The organism is Thermobaculum terrenum ATCC BAA-798 (genome assembly GCF_000025005.1).
GTDB lineage: Bacteria > Chloroflexota > Chloroflexia > Thermobaculales > Thermobaculaceae > Thermobaculum > Thermobaculum terrenum.
Genome location: NC_013525.1, coordinates 1,460,162 through 1,479,737, shown reverse-complemented (window position 1 = coordinate 1,479,737; position 19,576 = coordinate 1,460,162). Strand labels below are relative to the sequence as shown.

At 46.9% G+C, this 19,576-nt stretch carries 15 protein-coding genes; 5 read left to right on the top strand and 10 right to left on the bottom strand.

Going from position 1 to position 19,576, the window contains the following annotated elements; all coding sequences use genetic code 11:
* Window positions 1-13 precede the first annotated feature (13 nt).
* On the bottom strand, window positions 14-1,492 hold the full coding sequence (locus tag TTER_RS06920) for a leucyl aminopeptidase (RefSeq protein WP_012875306.1): 1,479 nt from the start codon (window positions 1,490-1,492) through the stop codon (window positions 14-16).
* A 129-nt stretch (window positions 1,493-1,621) separates the two neighbouring features.
* On the opposite strand from TTER_RS06920, the gene hemW reads away from it, so the two are divergent.
* Complete coding sequence (hemW, locus tag TTER_RS06915; RefSeq protein WP_012875305.1) at window positions 1,622-2,791, top strand: radical SAM family heme chaperone HemW; 1,170 nt, start codon at window positions 1,622-1,624, stop codon at window positions 2,789-2,791.
* 63 nt (window positions 2,792-2,854) lie between these two features.
* Window positions 2,855-3,115 carry a YggT family protein gene (locus TTER_RS06910; RefSeq protein ID WP_012875304.1) on the top strand — a complete coding sequence of 87 codons (261 nt, stop codon included), beginning with the start codon at window positions 2,855-2,857 and terminating at the stop codon, window positions 3,113-3,115.
* On the opposite strand, the gene TTER_RS06905 is transcribed toward TTER_RS06910, so the two are convergent.
* From TTER_RS06905 to gcvPB, 5 genes are read right to left on the bottom strand one after another with little or no spacing between them, the layout of a single operon-like run.
* Complete coding sequence (locus TTER_RS06905; protein WP_012875303.1) at window positions 3,098-3,673, bottom strand: hypothetical protein; 576 nt, start codon at window positions 3,671-3,673, stop codon at window positions 3,098-3,100. The genes TTER_RS06910 and TTER_RS06905 overlap by 18 nt on opposite strands.
* Window positions 3,670-4,707, bottom strand: coding sequence for a DNA polymerase III subunit delta' (gene holB / locus TTER_RS06900; RefSeq protein WP_012875302.1), 1,038 nt, complete (start codon window positions 4,705-4,707; stop codon window positions 3,670-3,672). The genes TTER_RS06905 and holB overlap by 4 nt, the downstream gene beginning before the upstream one ends.
* A 13-nt stretch (window positions 4,708-4,720) precedes the next feature.
* Window positions 4,721-5,467, bottom strand: a complete 747-nt coding sequence (locus TTER_RS06895; RefSeq protein ID WP_012875301.1) for a nuclease-related domain-containing protein — start codon at window positions 5,465-5,467, stop codon at window positions 4,721-4,723.
* Window positions 5,468-5,472: 5 nt separating this feature from the next.
* Entirely contained in the window at window positions 5,473-6,894 is a 1,422-nt protein-coding gene (fabF, locus tag TTER_RS06890; protein WP_012875300.1) for a beta-ketoacyl-ACP synthase II, read from the bottom strand.
* A gap of 44 nt (window positions 6,895-6,938) precedes the next feature.
* On the bottom strand, window positions 6,939-8,390 hold the full coding sequence (gene gcvPB / locus TTER_RS06885) for an aminomethyl-transferring glycine dehydrogenase subunit GcvPB (RefSeq protein ID WP_012875299.1): 1,452 nt from the start codon (window positions 8,388-8,390) through the stop codon (window positions 6,939-6,941).
* A gap of 114 nt (window positions 8,391-8,504) precedes the next feature.
* Here gcvPB and TTER_RS06880 point away from each other — a divergent pair, with 114 nt between their 5' ends.
* On the top strand, window positions 8,505-10,889 hold the full coding sequence (locus tag TTER_RS06880; protein WP_012875298.1) for an endonuclease MutS2: 2,385 nt from the start codon (window positions 8,505-8,507) through the stop codon (window positions 10,887-10,889).
* On the opposite strand, the gene mfd is transcribed toward TTER_RS06880, so the two are convergent.
* The 4 genes from mfd to TTER_RS06860 are packed head-to-tail and all read right to left on the bottom strand — an operon-like array spanning window position 10,876 to window position 16,819.
* Window positions 10,876-14,328, bottom strand: coding sequence for a transcription-repair coupling factor (gene mfd, locus TTER_RS06875; RefSeq protein WP_012875297.1), 3,453 nt, complete (start codon window positions 14,326-14,328; stop codon window positions 10,876-10,878). The two genes, TTER_RS06880 and mfd, sit on opposite strands and share 14 nt — an antisense overlap.
* A gap of 56 nt (window positions 14,329-14,384) precedes the next feature.
* Entirely contained in the window at window positions 14,385-14,966 is a 582-nt protein-coding gene (pth, locus tag TTER_RS06870; protein WP_012875296.1) for an aminoacyl-tRNA hydrolase, read from the bottom strand.
* The gene (locus TTER_RS06865) at window positions 14,959-15,519 is read right to left on the bottom strand and encodes a GNAT family N-acetyltransferase (RefSeq protein ID WP_012875295.1); all 561 of its coding nucleotides are present in this window, start codon (window positions 15,517-15,519) and stop codon (window positions 14,959-14,961) included. Before TTER_RS06865 ends, pth begins: the two co-directional genes overlap by 8 nt.
* Window positions 15,503-16,819: an AI-2E family transporter gene (locus TTER_RS06860; RefSeq protein WP_012875294.1), complete on the bottom strand. Its 1,317-nt coding sequence runs from the start codon at window positions 16,817-16,819 to the stop codon at window positions 15,503-15,505. The genes TTER_RS06865 and TTER_RS06860 overlap by 17 nt, the downstream gene beginning before the upstream one ends.
* A 131-nt stretch (window positions 16,820-16,950) precedes the next feature.
* Here TTER_RS06860 and TTER_RS06855 point away from each other — a divergent pair, with 131 nt between their 5' ends.
* A complete protein-coding gene (locus TTER_RS06855; protein ID WP_012875293.1) occupies window positions 16,951-18,042 on the top strand; it encodes a pyridoxal-phosphate-dependent aminotransferase family protein in 1,092 nt (363 codons plus the stop codon).
* Between the two features lie 153 nt (window positions 18,043-18,195).
* A complete protein-coding gene (locus TTER_RS06850) occupies window positions 18,196-19,491 on the top strand; it encodes a 30S ribosomal protein S1 (RefSeq protein WP_012875292.1) in 1,296 nt (431 codons plus the stop codon).
* The last annotated feature ends 85 nt before the right edge of the window (window positions 19,492-19,576 follow it).

The following is a 19,576-nucleotide window of genomic DNA, read 5'->3' as shown; positions in this document are numbered from 1 at the left end:
AAGTTGAATAATATTAGCCATTACTATCTATGCCACGACTTGCCACTATATCAGCTATCTTAGTTAGTGTAGCAGTAGCCACTCCTGTTGGCCCTTTAGCTATATGCGGAAGATCTTTGTTATTCCAAGCTGTACCTGCTATGTCCAGGTGTACCCACGGAGTGTCTTCAGCAAACTCCTTGATGAATAGAGCACCAGTTATAGCCCCAGCCTCTCTGCCACCGCTGTTAGCTATATCAGCTATGTCGCTATCTAGCTGCTCTCTATACTCTGCAAAAGTAGGCATCTGCCACATCTTCTCACCTACTTGTGAGGCGGCGTTGAGCACTATATCCGTCCAATACTGATGGGATCCGAATACTCCCGTGGTAATAGTTCCAAGAGCTACTACACAGGCTCCTGTGAGTGTGGCAACATCTACTAGATGTGTTGCACCCTCTTTCTTGGCTTGTACGATGCCATCAGCAAGCACTAATCTGCCTTCAGCATCAGTGTTTAGTACCTCAATAGTTTTGCCACTGCCAGCTTTTATTACATCTCCAGGCCTCATAGCTGATCCGCTAGGCATGTTTTCAGCCAGGCATAGAACACCAACTACGTTTACTTTCGGTTTAATCTTAGATATCGCTATCATTGCGCCGAGTACCGCTGCAGCGCCAGACATATCCGACTTCATTCTGTGCATGTTCTCAGCCGGCTTGAGTGATATACCACCAGTATCAAAGGTTATGCCTTTCCCTACGAACCCTATAGTATAGGGGCTATCGCTGGCCTCATATTTGATGATTACCATTCTCGCAGGTTCTGAGCTGCCGCTTGCGACCGCAAGAATGGCACTATATCCTCTTTGCCTTAGATCCTCTTCCTCAAGTATCTCACAGGTCAATCCATTGACCTCGCATAAACTCTGTGCTCTGCGAGCAAATTCTCGCGTTGTTAGTACATTGGGAGGCTCGTTAGCAAGGGTTCTGGCCAGGTTAACCGACTCTCCGATTGCCGTAGCTCTGTTGATGGTGGCTTCCATATCAGATATATCAGAGCCTGATGATTCTAGTATGAACTCTGTACTTTCTACGTTTATCTCCTGAGATGAAGTTTTATATGTTTCGGGTGAAAAATTGCCTACTATAGCGCCATGTACTGCTGCCGCTACCAGTGCATTGTTTGGATTTGAGAGTGATGGTAAGAATATGGATAGGTTATCGATTTTGCGTTTCCTGGCCCACCTGACAGCGGCCCCAGAGAACTTTCTGATGGCCTCCAAGGTATTACTAAGTTCGCCCATCCCAATTAGAAGGATGAACTTATCCTGTTGCCCTGTGTTTATTAGGGATACTTGCTCCTTCTGTGACGCCACATCGACCAAATCTGTTGACGGTGTATTCGAATCTATTTGATTCATGTAGGGCATATCTTGCCCCGCAAACATCGGTACTGCTATGTATCTGCTTTCAGATTCAAGTAGCCCGCCGACACGGTAAGTAATTTTCATATCTCTTCCTTTTACCTAGCCATCAACCTTTGTGATCATAGGTATCTTACCTAAAACCGAAGAGATTATAGCAAGCCAAACCAATGTCGTTCTGGACATGTAACTCATTGTGCAGCTAAGATTCCATATGTGAATAGAGGTAATGAGCTAGAACAAACCAATATATCCTCCTATGTAGGATTATACGTTCATATACCCTTTTGTAAAACCAAGTGCATCTACTGTGATTTCAACTGTTATGCCGGGAAAAATGCCCTTATACCTGATTATGTGCTTGCCCTTGGTAAGGAGCTAGTAACCTATAGTGATCAGGGACTTGTGGCGAGGACGCTCTACATGGGAGGGGGCACACCTAGTCTTCTTTCTCCCAGTCAGGTTCTGTATATCGTCGGTACTGCACGTGATTATCTTAGATTGGTTGATGGCGCTGAGATAACAATGGAAGCTAACCCTGGCACGGTTAGCGAGCAGTACTTTAGGGATATCCTAGCTATGGGTGTGAATAGAATCAGTATTGGTATACAAAGCTTCAAGGATGATGATTTACGTAGGCTAGCTAGACACCATACAGTTGAAGAGGCTTTGGAGGCTTATAGAGCCGCAAGGGCAGCAGGATTTGAGAACATTAGTGTAGATCTAATATATGGCCTGCCTTTTCAAACTCTAGATGACTGGAGACATAACTTATCCCGTGTAGTAGATATAGAGCCTGATCATATATCCCTTTACGCACTGACCGTTGAAGAAGGAACGCCATTACATAGATTGATATCAAGAGGTAAGCTACCATCTCCGGATGATGATTTGATGGCGGACATGTATGAGTTGGCTCAGGAGGTCTTGGAGAAGGCTGGATATATACACTATGAGATAAGTAACTGGTGCAGACCAGGTAAGCAGTCTAAACACAATATGATTTATTGGAGAGAAGAGCCGTTTATAGGGGCTGGGGCAGGAGCATATGGTTTTCTAAACAGCGTGCGCTATTACAACGAATTATTGCCTTCTAAGTATATTTCACTTATAAATAATGGGCAGAGCCCGATAGTTTGGCAAGAAGAGTTGAGCGTGCCCATCGAGAGATCTGAATACGTTATCCTGCATCTACGGCTTGCGGAGGGTGTGAACGCTGAAGAGTTTCAGTCCCGATACGGTCAGAGCTTACACTCTTTTCTGAGCGGTAAAATCGACGATGTTGCTGGTTTGGGGCTTGTAGAGTGGAAGGATAACTACTTCAGGCTTACTCCTAAGGGCAGGCTACTTTCTAACGAGGTGTTTGTTAGGATACTGCCTGATTAGAATCTTAAGTCTGCAGCTATCTAATACATAGAGCACACAATAGTTATTTATTGGAGGAAAACCTTGCCAGAGTTTTTGGTAACCTTCGTAGGTCTGCTGTTGAGGGTATTAGAGATAGCCATTATAGGTAGAGCACTAATATCGTGGTTTGACCCTTTATTCAGGAATCCAATATCGCGTTTTCTCTATGATGTCACTGAACCTATTCTTAGACCAATACGTAACTTTATGCCTGGGGGAGTGATGATTGATTTTTCCCCTTTGGTTGCTTTGATAATTCTTTGGATAATAGAGAGGCTATTTTACTCAGCTGTGGCCGGCTAGATCTGAAAGTCTTATCTGTTGTGCCTGACCTTCTTCGGATATGAGGATGACTGTCTGTTGGTATAAGTTCAGTTTAGCTACTTTGTATTCTTGGCCTCTCCAGGCGATCTTTTCTCCCAGCTTTGGTATGTACAATCTTTGGAGCTGAGGTTTATTTACGAGTATTGCTATCCCTAGTCGTGAAGATATTTCCTTGATCTTGCTTGTTAGATCGCTATCGTCTGTATTTATTTCTATTCTTAGGAACCTGAGTAAAGGATCCAGGCTGGTATTTACGGTTGTTCCTGCTGTTGATTGTATTTCCCTTACTAAGCTTTGAACTACAGCGTCCTCTTCTGGTGGAGAGGGCTCTGTAACGAACATCTGGATGCTAGCGTGAGATTCAACATTGATTTTGGCCAAGTTGCGCGCTGTGCATACTATTCTTGCCCATCTTAGTCCTTCATTTGCTACATCTATCAGGCAGTAGGAAGGCGCGCTTAGAGATGCTGAGGTGTGGTTTTCTATCCACATTAGCTTATTACGGCCAAGTATCCTGATGCCTAGAATATAGCTCATACTCTAGGTAACTTCAGAAAAAGGTTTTCTAGCACTAACCTCACGTTAGCATTTGAGTCGAGCATATATATAGCCTTTAGAATTTGCTGTATCAACTCGTAGCCATGTTGTGGCCCTAAGGAGGATAGGAACCGAATAAGATCTACGTTTTCAGATAGATATGCTTTACTGCCGTTTTCTTGAAACGACTTGATAGTTGCTAGCCTTATAATTCCTATCCAGTTAAACAAGAGGGAGTACAAATCATCTCTATTGTTAGGCTTATTGGACCAATCTTTGGATATTTCTTCAGCGGACTTCAGCCTTTCAATGTCATTTGATTGGAGGATTTTGTTCAGATATTTCCAATCATCATTTACCTGTGCTACTAGCGCTCTGTCGTGGGTTGCCCTAATTGCCCATCCTGGCCTGCCATTGGACAGAGTCGCTATCATGTTTGCCTCTTCTTGCTCGAAGCCTAGGCTATTGACTAAGTAGCGGGTAATTTCACTGTGTGGCACAGGTTGCAGGTTTACCCTGTAGCAACGTGATCTGATCGTCTCAGGGAGCGAATAGTCATCTATAGCTATGAGTACTATCGTCACGAAGTCTGGGGGTTCTTCCAAAGTCTTCAGGAAGGCATTGGCTGCTTCCTCTGTCATTGTAGATGCGTCTTCGATCAGATAGACCTTTCTGTTAGCCTCGAAAGGTCTAAGATATATGCGCTCGATGATATTCCTGATGGAATCTATACCAATCTCCCTGGAGGGTTTACCCGATTGTTCAGCCTGTAATGCCAGACTAATCGTCTCGACATCAGGATGTGAGCCATGATAGATCTTCCTGCAGTGGATGCATTGACCACATGGGTAATCAGATGTTTCATCGGAGCATAGTAGTAATGCGGCGAACCATCTTGCCAAAGTGCTCTTGCCTACGGATGGAGGACCGGTAAATAGCCACGAGCCACTAGCTCTGTTTTTCGCCTTGGCTGCAGACAGCAGTCGTAATGCTTGCTTATTGCCTACGAACTCTGACGAGCTAGTGCTGATCATAACACTTCTCTTGTTACTTAGCTTTTACTTCTTGTTCCTGATGGGCTGGGCTTTTAGCTGATGTTATTTTCGCAGAAAAGTGTTCAATTATCTTCTGTCTAGTTGCATCTGAGATCACAACCGAAGGTACTTGCCTACTATTGGCCCAACGCAGTAGCTGTGCGGAAGTTAAGGCTGTGTTTTTACAGTCGTCTAACATCAATACAGCATCAGGTGATGTAAATACTACGGCACCGCTTACGGGGACATCCCCAAAACCTGCCTCCTGTAGGTCCTTTGTTATAGCTTCAAGAGATGCCTGCAAATCTATTGAAGGGTTGCCCAGGGATGGTTCGCCAGTAAAGAAACGTACTAAGATATTCTTTCGTCTTTTCCACTTGTTACCATTACATTCCGTCACGCCGCCATGATTACGGGTCTCAATTACCAGTACGCCTTCGGGACCTACGAGTATGCCATCTACTATCACAGAGCCTACAGGTATCCAATTGCCTAGCCAGTACCTGTTGCTCAGGGATTTCAAAGCTGTGGCCAGTCTCTGATCTGTCCTCACGTTTTGTCCTAGATCGAACTGGATCTGCCTAGTAAGGCTCGTTATTATATAGCCGATAATCATGAGTGGCCATGCAACAAATATCAGCTGCTGATAAAGCAGGACTATTACTACTGATGCTGTTAGGAAGAAGAACCCTATTAGTAAGGTTCTCTGTATAAGGCTTTGGCGACTTCTTACGTATTCTGCGTTAACTGCTACTTGCACTTGTTTTACCCTTGATACTCCCTAAATATCAGTACTGCGTTCTGACCACCGAAGCCGAAGGAGTTGGACATAACTGTTCTGACATCCGCCCTCCTGGCCTCATTTGGCACGTAGTCGAGGTCACATTCGGGGTCGGGTGTTTCATAGTTGATAGTGGGAGGAATTACCTTGTCGTAAATTGTCATTACAGAAGCCACTGCTTCTATGGCTCCTGCGGCTCCTAGCAAGTGCCCCGTCATGGATTTGGTAGAGCTTATAGGCACCTTATATGCGTATTCGCCAAAGACTGCTTTTATGGCTGCGGTCTCTGCGGCGTCGTTTAGCTGTGTGCTCGTACCGTGCCCGTTGATGTAGTCTATCTGATCTGGACTCAGGTGTGCGCACTCTAGTGCCTTGCGCATGGCTCTGGCAGCACCAGTTCCATCAGGCTCAGGCATGACCATGTGGTAGGCATCTGATGTAGCTCCATAGCCTACTACCTCAGCATAGATCTTTGCACCTCTTTCTAATGCATGTTCCAATGATTCGAGTACAAGTATTGCTGCGCCTTCGCCTGGTACGAAGCCATCCCTGTTCTTATCAAATGGTCTGCTAGCCTTTTGTGGCTCATCATTACGAGTGCTCATAACACGCATGACGCAGAACGCAGCCAAGCCCAAGCGACAGATAGGAGCCTCAGTGCCCCCGGCTAGCATGACATCTGCTTCACCGCGCCTTATCACTTCAAAGGCTTCACCAATGGCCTGAGTACCTGCGGCACAAGCGGTCACTATAGTGCCGTTATACCCATGAGCCTTGAACGTCATTGCCACCTGCCCTGCAGGTGCATTTGCCAGGCTAATAGGTGCAAAGAAGGGGCTAATTCTCATAGGCCCCCGTGTAAATAGAGTCTGCGCAGCAGCCTCGGTATCAGGGAAGCTCGAAGTTCCGGTCCCCAACAGCACACCTACCCTGGGATTTTGCTCTTCAAAGCATAGCTCTGCGTCTTGTACAGCCTGTTTTGCGGCCCCAACAGCAAATTGTGATGCTCGGGACATCCTACGTATCTGCTTGGGATCGATATACTCCTCTGGATTCCAGTTTTTTACCTCTCCGGCTATCTTCGTTGTGCAACCTTCGGTATCGCACATGGTGATAATGTCTATTCCAGACTTTCCGTTGACAAGTGATTCCCAGTAAGCCTCTTTTCCTATGCCTACAGGAGAGATTACTCCCATACCCGTGATTACAACTCTTCTATTTTGTCTGGAGTTGTCAGTTACTTCCAAAGGCTCTACAAGGGATTGGGGCTCGTGAGCTACGTTGGTGGCGATCTGCGCAATTTGACGCTCTATGGTTTCTGTGAGTTCTCCACCCTCTTCCTTTATGGTTGCTCTAAGTTTTTCTATAAGCCTTTCCCTCAGGTCGACTTTGTTTTCGGTAGTCATTAAGCTACAAAACACCCCCGTAGTTTATTTTTGGTAACTGTTTTTCATTCCACTGCTTGCTGGTACACCAGGTCAGGTTTCCTAGCTGCCGTCGTTTCATCTAGCCTTCTTACGACAGCATTATGCGGTGCTGACTTTACTAGTTCCGGATCTTTCTCAGCTTCTTCGGCTATTTTTATCATAGCTGCAGCAAACTCATCCAAGGTTCTCTTATTTTCCGTCTCAGTAGGTTCAATCATCAGACATTCTTCTACAATAAGCGGGAAGTAGATTGTCGGCGGATGAAAGCCATAATCGATGAGCCTCTTAGCTATATCTAGGGTACGAACACCAAATCGCTTCTGCTTTGACCCTGAAAGTACGAACTCGTGCATACAGGGACGATCATAGGGTACCTGATAAGCGTCTCTTAGTAGAGACAAAAGATAGTTTGCATTGAGTATAGCGTGTTCACTGACAGACCTTAGACCCTCAGAGCCTTGCTGCATTATATATGTGTACGCCCTTACCAGTACTGCAAAATTCCCCCATAGAGATCTTACTTTTCCTATGCTCTTGGGGGGATCTTGGAATTGATAGATCCTACCTTCCTCTGTATCTCGAGCTGTTACTATTGGCGATGGCAAAAATGGAGCTAAGAAGTCTTTAACTGCTATTGGCCCTGCCCCGGGACCTCCTCCACCATGGGGTGTTGTGAAGGTTTTGTGCAAGTTAAAGTGAAGCACGTCAAACCCAAGCTCGCCTGGTTTAACTATACCCATTATGGCATTCATGTTTGCGCCATCACCGTACATCAGTCCGCCAGCTTCATGAATAACTTCGCATATCTCTCTGATATGCTCATCAAACAACCCAAGGGTATTGGGATTAGTAAGCATCATGGCGGCCACTTCCTCATCCACCAGGCGCTTTAGTTCCTCGAGGTCAACGTTACCGCGATCATCGCTCCTGACGGTTACTACCTGATATCCGGCCATAGCGGCGGTGGCTGGGTTTGTGCCATGAGCGGAATCTGGCACTATTACTTTAGTTTTGTGTGTCTGTCCTATGCTATCTAAGTACGCTCTAATCACGAGCATACCGGTCAGCTCGCCATGTGCGCCTGCAGCCGGTTGCAATGAGACGGCGTCCATGCCAGCAATTTCGGCTAATGCCTGCTGGAGCTCATACATAACTTGTAATGCCCCTTGGACCTTTTCGATAGGAGTATATGGATGAACTCTCCTAATGCCCCGGTGAGCAGCCACCTCTTCGTTGACTTTGGGGTTGTACTTCATCGTACAAGAGCCAAGAGGATAAAAGGTAGTATCTATGGCAAAGTTTAACTGAGACAGCCTCACGAAGTGACGAATTACCTCAAGCTCGCTGACTTCTGGCAGAGCGAGATTTTCCCTTAACAGCTCCTCTGGGAGATTTACTGTAGGGACTTGACTATCTGGTAGACTGTATCCAGTGGCGCCATCTCGGCTCCATTCGAAGATTAGAGGTATGGTCATTATGCTCGATGCTCCGAGAACTCTAAAAATCCTATACGCGGCTAGATTATATCATAATCTTTGAATGGCACTCATGATGCCTGTCATATACTACGTGGAGTAAACCTGCACACTTTGGATATACAGGATAAAGCATATACAAGCCTAGAATACGATAAGATACTACAGCTCTTAAGTAAGCACACCTCGTTTAGCCTTAGTAGAGAGCTGGCTCTATCCCTACGTCCGCTGAATGATCTGGATGGGGCTATAAGGTCTCAGCGGGAGACAACTGAGGCTCTCAGAGTTTTACAGCTTAAGCCAGATATAACGATAGGCGGAGCAAGGGATATTAGAAGCCTGGTCACAAAGGCGAGTCTGGGAGGCGTACTGGATCCTTCGGAGCTGTTACAGATCTCTGATACTATAGCAGCTGCCAACAGCTTCTCCAGGCAGCTTGGTAAGGTCTTGGAAGATGCAGACTCCTTTTCTCTGCTATCTGCTCAGTTGAGGCACATAGTTGACCTGTCTGATCTGCGTAAACAAATAGACGCGGCCATAGATGACCAGGCTCAGGTACGCGACTCTGCCAGTACGACTCTTGCAAGGATAAGATCGCAACTGAGATCTGCACATGATCGCTTAATGCAGCACCTCAATAGTCTGATTAGCTCCTCCTCTTATAGAGATGCCCTGCAGGAGCCGATCATTACTCAGAGAGATGGGAGATATGTAGTTCCCGTACGTGCGGATGCGAGACACAGGATACCAGGTATAGTTCACGATGTGTCGGGTAGTGGGCAGACGCTATTTGTAGAACCACTAGCTACCGTAGACATGGGTAACAGGATTACTGAGCTTCGTAGGCAGGAATCCGAGGAGATAGAAAGGATACTTGCCCAGCTATCCGAAGCGGTTGCTTCGGTTGCTTCAGATATTATGAGGACTTTGCTTGCTCTCGCTAGATTGGACTTTGCCTTGGCCAAGGCGAAGTTCTCTCAGCATTTGCATGCTTGTGAGCCTGAGCTTGTAAGCGCTGAGTATGAAGGAGATAAACTATTCCTGCCCGATGCTAGGCATCCGCTATTAGGTAGGGATGTAGTGCCCATAACCATTTTCCTGGGGGGAGATTTCAGAGTACTGGTTATAACTGGACCCAATACTGGCGGTAAGACAGTTGCCCTCAAGACTACAGGACTCCTCTCTCTAATGGCTCTAAGTGGGCTGCACTTACCTACTAGCGAGCGTGCGCGCGTGCCAGTGTTGAAGTACATTTTGGCTGATATAGGCGACGAGCAAAGCATTGAGCAAAGCTTGTCGACATTCTCTTCTCACGTCATCAATATTAAGAAGATGCTAGAGGTGGCTGGTCCTGATACTTTACTGCTGCTGGACGAGTTGGGAGCAGGTACAGATCCGGAAGAAGGGGCAGCTATAGCCGAAGCAATTATCGATTATCTGCTTGAAAAGCGGGCTTTGGTGGTAGCTACCACCCACTATCCCGAGATCAAGGTATATGCTCAGACTACTCCAGGCGTTACTAATGCGGCTGTAGAGTTTGATCTGGAGACACTCTCCCCCACGTATAGGCTAACGATTGGTCTTCCGGGTCGTAGCTATGCCATAGATATTGCCCAGAGGTTGGGCTTACCTAAGGTGGTCATTGAGGCGGCAAAATCTAGGGTCTCTCCTGAAAGCAGAGCTGCCAACGATCTATTGGAACAGATAGAGGCCGAAAAGAAGCTGGCAGATCAGAGATTAGCTGAGGCAGAACAGATTAGACGTGAGGCGGAAGAGCTTCGTTCACGTGCTGCAGCTGAACTCCAGGAAGCTGAAAGAATAAGGGAGCAAGCTCTTGAAGAGGGATATCAGCAGGCTCTAAGAGAACTGGAAGATGTACGTCGGGAGATCGATGAGGTTAGAAGAAGGTTGAGTGCCTCTCAGGCAGCGAGCAAACTGGGGGAGATCGCTGATGCTCTAAGAGCAGTGGAGAATGTTGAGCGCCGTGTAAGGAAGTCTACAAGAGGTTCGAAGAGACCTAGTGTCATTAGAAGGCTCCCTCAGGTAGGAGATAGTGTGAGAATAAAGAGCTTTGGTACTGAGGGAAAGGTTCTCAGTATAAGTGATTCTACCGCTGAAGTACAAGTAGGTAGCCTCCGTTCTAGGGTCCCACTATCTGATCTGGAGGTCGTAGGGGGGAAGCAAAGTACTGAGACATCGTCTCAAACGCGTACCCGTGGTGTCAGGCTAAATGTCGATGTTAGGGCCAACATCTCTACAGAACTTGACTTGAGGGGAATGAGAGCTGAGGAGGCTCTTTCTAAGCTTGATGAATACCTTAATGATGCTTACATACAGGGTATACCAACAGCACGTATAATTCATGGCTATGGTACTGGAGCTCTGCGGGATGCAGTCAGGAGCATGCTGCAAGGTCATCCACTGGTCTCTGGGTTTCGGCCTGGTGGTCCGGGTGAGGGAGGAGATGGGGTAACTGTTATCAATCTTATCTCCCGCTAACCATCCTATCTTCCAGGCCGGTTGACTGATACTCCTCGGGCGTGTAGGACATCTGAAGTAGTACGGACCTTAACCTAGTAAGCCATCGATCGGGCTTGCCACTAATCTCTACTCTTACCTGACCAGGCACTACTCTAACTCCTCGCCAATGTGCCAGCCTCTCAGCAGGTGGAGGGTTGTCAGTCTTGATTATTACTTCGTTGTCAGCTGCTCGTATTGCAGTGACACCTGCTTTTGCTGCTACTATCTTGAGATCTATGAGCTTGATCAGGTTGATAGCCTCTTCAGGTAGCGGTCCGAACCTATCTCGCATCTCGCTTTCCATCGATCTAAGCTCACGTGCCGTTGATGTAGATGCTAATCGCCTGTACAACCTGATTCTGGTGTCTCTATCAGAGACGTAATGTTCGGGTATCAGAGCTGGAATCGGTAGATCTATCGTTACTGCTGGGGGCTCACTTATGGGTTGTCCTGTACGCAGTTCCTGTACCGCTCTCTCTATCATTTGGGTGTAAAGCTCTAGTCCAATGGCATAAACATGCCCGCTTTGCTCTGGCCCCAAGAAATTGCCTGCTCCCCTTATCTCAAGGTCCTTCATAGCTACTCGGAAGCCAGCACCCAGCTGCGTAGCTTCTGAAATTGCTTCCAGTCTTTTCTGTGCATCCTCTGTCATCCTGGCATCAGGTCTGTACATGAGGTATGCGTATGCTCGATTGCTGCTTCTACCCACTCTACCCCGTAGCTGATAGAGTTGAGCCAAGCCCATATGTGTGGCATCGTCCACTATTAGCGTATTAGCGTTGGGGATATCCAATCCTGACTCGATAATGGTGGTACATACTAGAACATCGTAATGGTGATGCATGAAGTCCAGCATTACCTGCTCTAGCTGCTGTTCTGGCATTTGACCATGGGCAACAGTGATGCGAGCTTCTGGCACCATCTCTTGTAGTTTGTGCGCTACCTTGTAGATGTCCTGCACTCTATTATGCACGTAGAAGACCTGACCGCCTCGTTCCAACTCCCTTATGATACTGTCCCTGATAATGCTGTCATTCTTCGGAACAATATAGGTGTATACAGGCAAGCGATCCTCGGGAGCAGTTTCTATCACACTCATATCCCTCACTCCCGAAAGCGCCATTTGCAGAGTCCTGGGTATAGGGGTGGCTGTAAGAGTCAGCACGTCTACCTGAGTACGTATCTGCTTAAGCGTCTCCTTGTGCTTGACGCCAAATCTTTGCTCCTCATCTACTATGACTAGCCCAAGGTCCTTGAAAACTACATTTTTTTGAAGGATGGTATGCGTGCCTATAACTATATCAACATTACCCTTCTGCAAATCTTCCAGGACTTGGTCCCTCTCCTTCTTGGTCCGTAGCCTGGACAGCATCTCAACTCGTATGCCAAATGGGTTAAATCTGGATCTAAAGGTCTCATAATGCTGCAATGCAAGCACGGTTGTGGGGACGAGTACTGCGACTTGTTTGCCATCTGCCACAGCCTTGAATGCAGCTCTAAGCGCCACTTCGGTTTTGCCGTACCCCACATCTCCGCATATCAACCTATCCATAGGCTTTGGCGATTCCATATCGGCCTTGACATCTTCAATGGCTGCCAATTGATCATCCGTTTCCACGTAAGGGAACGCACTTTCGAACTCTTTATGGAGCTCATTGTCTGGAGAAAAGCTATGACCCTTGGCTATCTCTCGGGCTGCGTATAGCTGAAGTAACTCTTTAGCTAGTTGATCTGCTGCCTTCTTGGCTCTTCTTTTGGTACGCGCCCAGTCGGCGGTTCCCAACCGACTGAGCGCAGGCTCACCTCCACCAATGTATGGAGAGATTCTATCTATTTGATCTACGGGTACGTATAGTCTGTCCCCTCCGGCATACTCCAACACCAGGTACTCTCGTTCTGCTCCCGAGCTACCTCTCATAACATTGCCTACGTACTTAGCTACCCCATGGTCTACATGTACTACGTAGCTACCTGGCTGGAGGTCAGCTAGGAAGACTCTCTGAGGAGCTTTCCTTGGAGAGCGTGCCCTTCTTGGCTCCCTATAGCCCCAAAGTTCAGTGTCTGAAAGAACCACCAGATTGATATCGTCACATATCCAACCATCTTGAATGGAGCCAGGTACTATGAACATCTGCCCCTGTTTAACATCTTCATCTAGTGCCAGTGGCAAGTTGTGCTCTTTGGCTACGTGGCGGATTCTCTCGTGGTGCCGTGTTACGATAAATACAGTTCTACCCTCGTCAATCCAAGATCGCAGGTTATCCACTATGTCTATGGTGCTGGATCTAATCTGTGGAGCGGGATAGAATTTAAGGTTTCCCTCAGCCGAATTGACAGGTTCTATCTTCGGTAGCGCCTTGAGTCTATCCTCTATATAGCTCCATTCAAATACAGGACTAAGCAGGTTCGAGGGTATATCCCCTGACTGCTCCATCTCCAGTCGCATACCTTCAATGTGTGAACGCAGGGTGCTCGCTGTAAGCGCAAGCCTGTCAGGCAGATCGGTGAAGACTATAGTGCCTTCGCTAAGGTAGTCAAGCAGATTACCCAGGCCACTTGGAAAGTATGGAGCTATTATGCTATGTATGGCCGGAAGGTCACCTGCTGATAGCTTTTCCAGGGATTGTTTCCAGCTGGATGTTACTTCATGGCGCAGATTAGACAGATCTATCTGCTGAAGGCGTTCCAGTGCTGACTCATACTCAGCAACTGGTATCTCGTATGGCGAAATTATAGAGAATGATTCTATTTCTCGGGTGGATCTTTGTGTTTCTGGATCAAACAGCCTTATGCTTTCAACTTCATCGCCAAAGAGTTCTAATCTAATTGGCAGATCTGATGATGGTGTCCATATGTCAAAGATACCGCCTCGCCGTGAGAACTGACCGACTTCTTCGACACTGGCAACGGGTGAATAACCGAGCTCGGCCACTCTGTTAGCCAAGGCAATGATATCTACAGCGTCTCCTGTCTTGACAAACTCTCTATGATCCTCAAAGTAGCGTCGAGCCAACGTGGGTTCCAAGATGGATTTAACGCTTGCGACGATTAGCAGTGGCTCCCTATCTGTTCGTAATATTCGCTCCAAGGCTGATAGCCTTCTGAATGGAGAGTCTTGAGTTGGACTAGCTATTCTCTCATAAGGTAGATCATCGTGTGCCGGCCATAGCAGTACCCTCTTAGGATCCCATAGGTATGTAGATAGAGAGTCAGCTACGTTCTGAGCTTCTTCTGGCCTTGGCACTATCAACAGAGTGTCTGTGTGCATCTCGGCAAATAATGTTGCCCACAAAGCTGGGTAGGCAGAAGGGACAGCAGATGGAAGATAACAGACCTTTTCTCCTCTACTGAGTTGTGCCTTTAGATGCTGGATTTGATTGGACTTAGATAGTAGTTCTATTAGAGGCTTTGTTGTCATTTATATCCAGGAAAGTAATATTGGTAACCTATCTAGTATATCAAGTCGTTTTATACCTATTTCGTTGATTTGGTGTTGAAGCTATTCATGGTAATCTCAACACCTTCTTTGATCAAAGATTCCACTGCATCTGCTGCGTGAGTGATCATGTGATCAATGTAAGGCAGTTGCTCCTTGTTCCATCTTCCAAGGACGTAATCTACTGGATCTAACTTGGGGTCTCTCCCTATACCCACTCGAACTCTTAAGAATTCGTTACTTCCAATAGTATCTATTATCGACTGAACTCCTCGATGACCTCCTGAGCTACCTTTGGTTCTCACCCTAATGGTTCCAAATGGTAGATCTAGGTCATCATATATAACTATCAGGGAACTCTGATATTCCAGATTGTAGCGTCTGAGCAGAAGCTTGACTGCCTGCCCACTGTTGTTCATGTAGGTAACGGGCTTGGCCAAGATTGCTTTGTGACCATCTATACAGATTTCTGCCACTAATGCTCTGTCGATTAGAGAGAATCCAGATGATTTATATCTACGGGCTAGCTCATCTACTACTAGGAAGCCTATATTGTGTCGTGTATGTTCGTACTCTTTTCCAGGATTGCCGAGACCAACGATCAAAAATTCTCTATTCATCTAGTAGTTCCAGTGCCATATAGATAGCTATATCTCCAGAAGTGAAATGCTTCTCATTATAGCCACATATATGAAAGCCCTGCGACCTAAAGAACGTTATACCTGGATAGTTCTTAGTCGATATTGTGCAAGTAATTGCCTTCATATGGTTTTCTCTAGCCCAGCTGATAGTAGCACCCATCAGGGAATTACCGATGCCTAATCTGCGGAATGGCTTATCTACCACTATTTGCTCGATCCTGAGGTATTGCTCCTCTATACTTGCGCATAGGAAGCCAACTAGCTTGTCTATCTCGGCCACTAAGAACAGACCTAACCTGTCCCATTTGCTCTCGAGATGTGATGGGATCGGAGGATCAGTTATTGCTCTAGGCCTTGGTAGCCTAGCGGTTAGTAGTCGAAGGGAAATATCTTCTTCTGAACCTATCCCATAGGAGTCTAGTGCTATCTGCCAAACCAGATCGGTGGTGAAGCTGGCATCTAGCCTCTCACATAAGGCTATATCTGACAACCTTCCAGCTCTGATCATTATATTACTAACATCCGTTCCCATTCAGCTTCATCCCGTGGGCTGTAGCTAGAGCCTGAGTAATCGAATCCGGAGCGATCACGGTTATCTCGACATCTTCTGTGTTCATAAGATTTACCAGTTGTTGGAAAGTAACGTGTTCCCTTAGAGCGTTATTGCCCTCTGCTGAGATCAACACTATGCGCCTTGCTCCAGATTGTATGGCCTTAATAGTTTGCTCGATGGGGTTATCATCCTTTGACAGTGTAACGAAGAACGCCGGCTCAGGAGCGATTATCTTGCTATAAAGATACTGAGCGATTATGCGCAGGACCGAGGCAATTGGCACAGCAATTAGAAGTCCCAATATACCTCCATAGCTGGCCCCAGCCATTATAAAGAATATGACTATTATTGGGTTGAGATGTACCACCCTACCAATCAGAAACGGTATTACTAAATTGTCTTCTAACTGACGTAATATAAAGTATCCTAGCGCTACCACTGCCGCGAGCGTGAAGTTACTCCACCCAAATGGAGGGTTTGACTGGAACAAGGCTACGCTAACAGCTATACCTCCTGCCGTGTAAGGTCCGATAATAGGTATGAGCTCCAGAAAACCGGTCAATACTCCCAGAAGCAGGGCGTACTGCACATGTATAGCGGATAGGAATATCCAGGTAGCTATGGTCATTATGGCTAGCAGAATTAGCTGGCTCCTTAGGTAAGCCCCTAACGTATCGTTGATTCTCCTCAGTAAGTTCTCTATCTCGTGCCTGTACGGGGCTGGGGTGAACTCAAGAAGTGAGCTCTTGATGTGATCCGCATGGAGAAGTAGAAAGAATGTAGCTACGAGAAATATAAAGAACTTAACTGCTTTGTCTATAACCACAGTTAGTATAGGTACTGCCATCCGGCGTGCGTAATCTGCGAAGTTATCGCTAAGAGCTACGACCTGTGATTCCAATTGCTTGAGATCGACTGATATTCCCCACTCTCGCAACATCTGGTTTCGATTGATAATGCCCTCTATTTGGTTAAGGATGTACGGTACTTGGTTAGCAAGGGCTAGTGATTGGTCTCTGATGATAGGTACGACGTTTATCAGGCTCCATGCGACCGCTGAGAAAGCAGCTATGTACAATAGTATGATCCATATAGCTCTAGGTACTCCCGATTCTCTGGACAAAAAACTTACAAGTGGATGGAAGATATATGTAGCTACAATAGCCCAGATAAACGGTGTAAGCAGGTGAGCAGTGCTATGGAGGAAGTAAAGAATTACGGCTATCGAGATCCATATAGTTATCTCTTTAGCCCTCTTGGTAAACCTTATTTCTCTCACCTTTATGGAACCTCAGCTATTTCTCAGCGGGAATATAGCATAAGCTCTGATAGTTGTGTCGTGATAACTAATAGCATGTGTAATCTCTTATAATAGTGAAAGCGTGCATCTTTATTAGGAGAATGAGTGTTATGCGTCAGAACCTAAGAATTCCGGGGCCAACCCCTTTGCCTGCACAAGTGCAAGCAGCGATGCACAGGGACATGATAGACCATAGAGGACCGGAATTCGCCAATATTCTAAATCAGTGCACCGAGTCGCTCAAGTATTTCTACTGTACAAAGGGAGATGTGTTAATATTTCCCGCTTCGGGTACCGGGGGATTGGAAGCGGCGATTGTAAACACTTTGTCGCCACGGGATCCAGTACTGGCTGTTAGTATAGGAGTTTTCGGTGACAGGTTCGCCAAGATAGCCGAGACCTTTGGACTTGATGTGCGACGTGTCTCCATACCCAAGGGTAGAGCTGTTGATCCTGAGCAACTCCGCCAGGCTCTCGATGAAAACCCTGACGTGAAGGCAGTATTGATTACCCATAACGAAACTTCAACAGGCGTTACTAATCCTCTCAAGGATCTGGCAACTATAGTAAAGGAAAGAAACCTGCTGCTTTTGGTAGATGCTGTGAGTTCTATGGGGGCTATCCCTGTTCTGACAGATGAATGGGGCCTGGATGTTGTGGTTTCAGGATCCCAGAAGGCTTGGATGATACCACCGGGTATGGTCATGGTTAGCGTCAGTGAGCGTGCATGGCAAGCTGTTCAGGCTGCAAAGCTTCCCAGGTATTACTGGGATTTCAGGGCAGCAAAATCCTCGCTCGAGAAGGGTCAGACACCTTACACTCCTGCTGTAAGTCTTTTCTATGCCTTGGAAGTTGCTCTAGATTTGATGATGCGAGAAGGACTTGAGGCTATATGGGAGAGGCATGCTGAAGCAGGGGCTTATACGAGGAATCGTATAAAAGAAATGGGGTTAGAGCTATTTGCTGATGAGCGCTATGCTTCCAACACAGTTACGGCTATCAAAGTCCCTGAAGGTATAGATGGTAAAGCCTTCAAGAATAACTTGCGAGATAAACACGGAGTCATAGTAGGCGGAGGGCAAGCCGAACTCTCTGGGAGGATTATCAGGCTGGGACACCTAGGGTACTTTACTAAAGAGGATATCTCCACAGCCTGTGATGCCATCCAGATGGAGCTCGAGAGCTTGAAGGTAGCCCCTTAGTGAAATTTATTCCAATAGCTCATATGTCTTGCCTTTCGAGCTTTCGTTGATAGGTATTCCCTAATTTACTATAATGTCAGCAGACGGCTCACGAGTGCGACCCAATGGCGCACATCGGAGCCGTTAGTTCTACTTACGGCAAAAGGGAGATAAATGACACACGAATCCATGGGCACCACAGGTCAACACTATAACGATCCTTTTCCTGGAGAGAACGAGGAGTTAGACAGAGAAGGCAGCGGTTCGGGTAACCCATCCGCTGGTTCACAGGACAAAGATAACAATCCGCGCTCCCAAAGAGAGCAACAAAACTCCCAGCCAGAAGAAGATATCACCATGGAGGATATTCTGGCTAGCGGGGAGGCGGACTATCGGACTCTGCACCGAAACGAGATCGTAGATGGTGTAGTAATGGGGTTCGATAACGGCGACCTGATAGTGGATGTGGGTGGGAAGAGCGAAGGTATAGTTCCGGCCTCTGAGTTGACTACGCTAAGCGAGGAAGAGAAGGAGTCTCTTGAGCCGGGGCAGCCTATCGTGGTCTCCGTGCTCAATGCCAGTGAGGATAATGAGGGACGTATAGTTCTATCTGTAGATAGGGCTAGAGCAGAGCGCTTGTGGCGTGAACTTCAGCAGAAGCTTGAAACCGGCGAGATCGTCGATTGCAAGGTTGTGGGGTATAACAAGGGAGGACTACTCGTAGATCTAGGCGGACTAAGAGGCTTCATTCCTTCCTCTCAGATCAGCTTCCTTGTCAGTTCAAATGATGCTGATAGGCAGTCTGAGCTTGCTAACTTGGTGGGCAGAACACTGCAAGCTAAAGTAATAGAGGTCAACAGAAAGCGTAACCGCTTGATACTCTCTGAGAGGATAGCCACCCAGGAAAGAAAGGAAACTAGTAAAGAACGACTAATTGAGGAGCTACGTGAAGGACAGATAGTAAAGGGTAGGGTAACTAGCCTTGCGGATTTCGGTGCCTTTGTAGATATAGGAGGCGCTGATGGGCTCATACACCTGTCGGAGATATCTTGGGGGCGAATCAACCATCCCAGCGAGGTGTTAAAGCCTGGTGATGAGGTTGATGTCATGGTGCTCAATATAGATCGCGAGCACAAGAAAATAGCCCTGAGCATGAAGCGGACGCAACCAGAGCCCTGGGCCACTGCAATGGAAAGATATGATGTAGGTCAGATTGTGGAAGGGGAGGTGACACAGATAGCCCCCTTTGGAGTTTTTGTAAGGTTAGAAGATGGCATAGAGGGCCTGGTTCATATGTCCGAGCTGGGAGATACTAAAGTACAGGTTGGTGACAAGTTGAGGCTTCGTGTCATCAAAATGGACACGCAGAGGCGTCGCATAGGTTTGAGCGTTCGACAGTTGGATGAGCCTGACTATGCTGCCGGCGAAGGGGAAGAGGAGTCTGCGGAGGGAGGAGAAAGGGAAGAATAAAAGTCTCTTTTCGGTTGAAATTACATAGAGGGGTTGTGCTAGGTGTATGATGGTGGTAAAACTAGTTGCACCTAGTCCATACCGT

Excerpts from the sequence above, each read along its gene's own strand:
- TTER_RS06920 (WP_012875306.1), bottom strand. The coding sequence starts at position 1,492 with ATGAAAATTACTTACCGTGTCGGCGGGCTACTTGAATCTGAAAGCAGA.
- TTER_RS06905 (WP_012875303.1), bottom strand. The coding sequence starts at position 3,673 with ATGAGCTATATTCTAGGCATCAGGATACTTGGCCGTAATAAGCTAATG.
- holB (WP_012875302.1), bottom strand. The coding sequence starts at position 4,707 with ATGATCAGCACTAGCTCGTCAGAGTTCGTAGGCAATAAGCAAGCATTA.
- fabF (WP_012875300.1), bottom strand. The coding sequence starts at position 6,894 with ATGACTACCGAAAACAAAGTCGACCTGAGGGAAAGGCTTATAGAAAAA.
- gcvPB (WP_012875299.1), bottom strand. The coding sequence starts at position 8,390 with ATGACCATACCTCTAATCTTCGAATGGAGCCGAGATGGCGCCACTGGA.
- mfd (WP_012875297.1), bottom strand. The coding sequence starts at position 14,328 with ATGACAACAAAGCCTCTAATAGAACTACTATCTAAGTCCAATCAAATC.
- pth (WP_012875296.1), bottom strand. The coding sequence starts at position 14,966 with ATGAATAGAGAATTTTTGATCGTTGGTCTCGGCAATCCTGGAAAAGAG.
- TTER_RS06865 (WP_012875295.1), bottom strand. The coding sequence starts at position 15,519 with ATGGGAACGGATGTTAGTAATATAATGATCAGAGCTGGAAGGTTGTCA.
- TTER_RS06855 (WP_012875293.1), top strand. The coding sequence starts at position 16,951 with ATGCGTCAGAACCTAAGAATTCCGGGGCCAACCCCTTTGCCTGCACAA.
- TTER_RS06850 (WP_012875292.1), top strand. The coding sequence starts at position 18,196 with ATGACACACGAATCCATGGGCACCACAGGTCAACACTATAACGATCCT.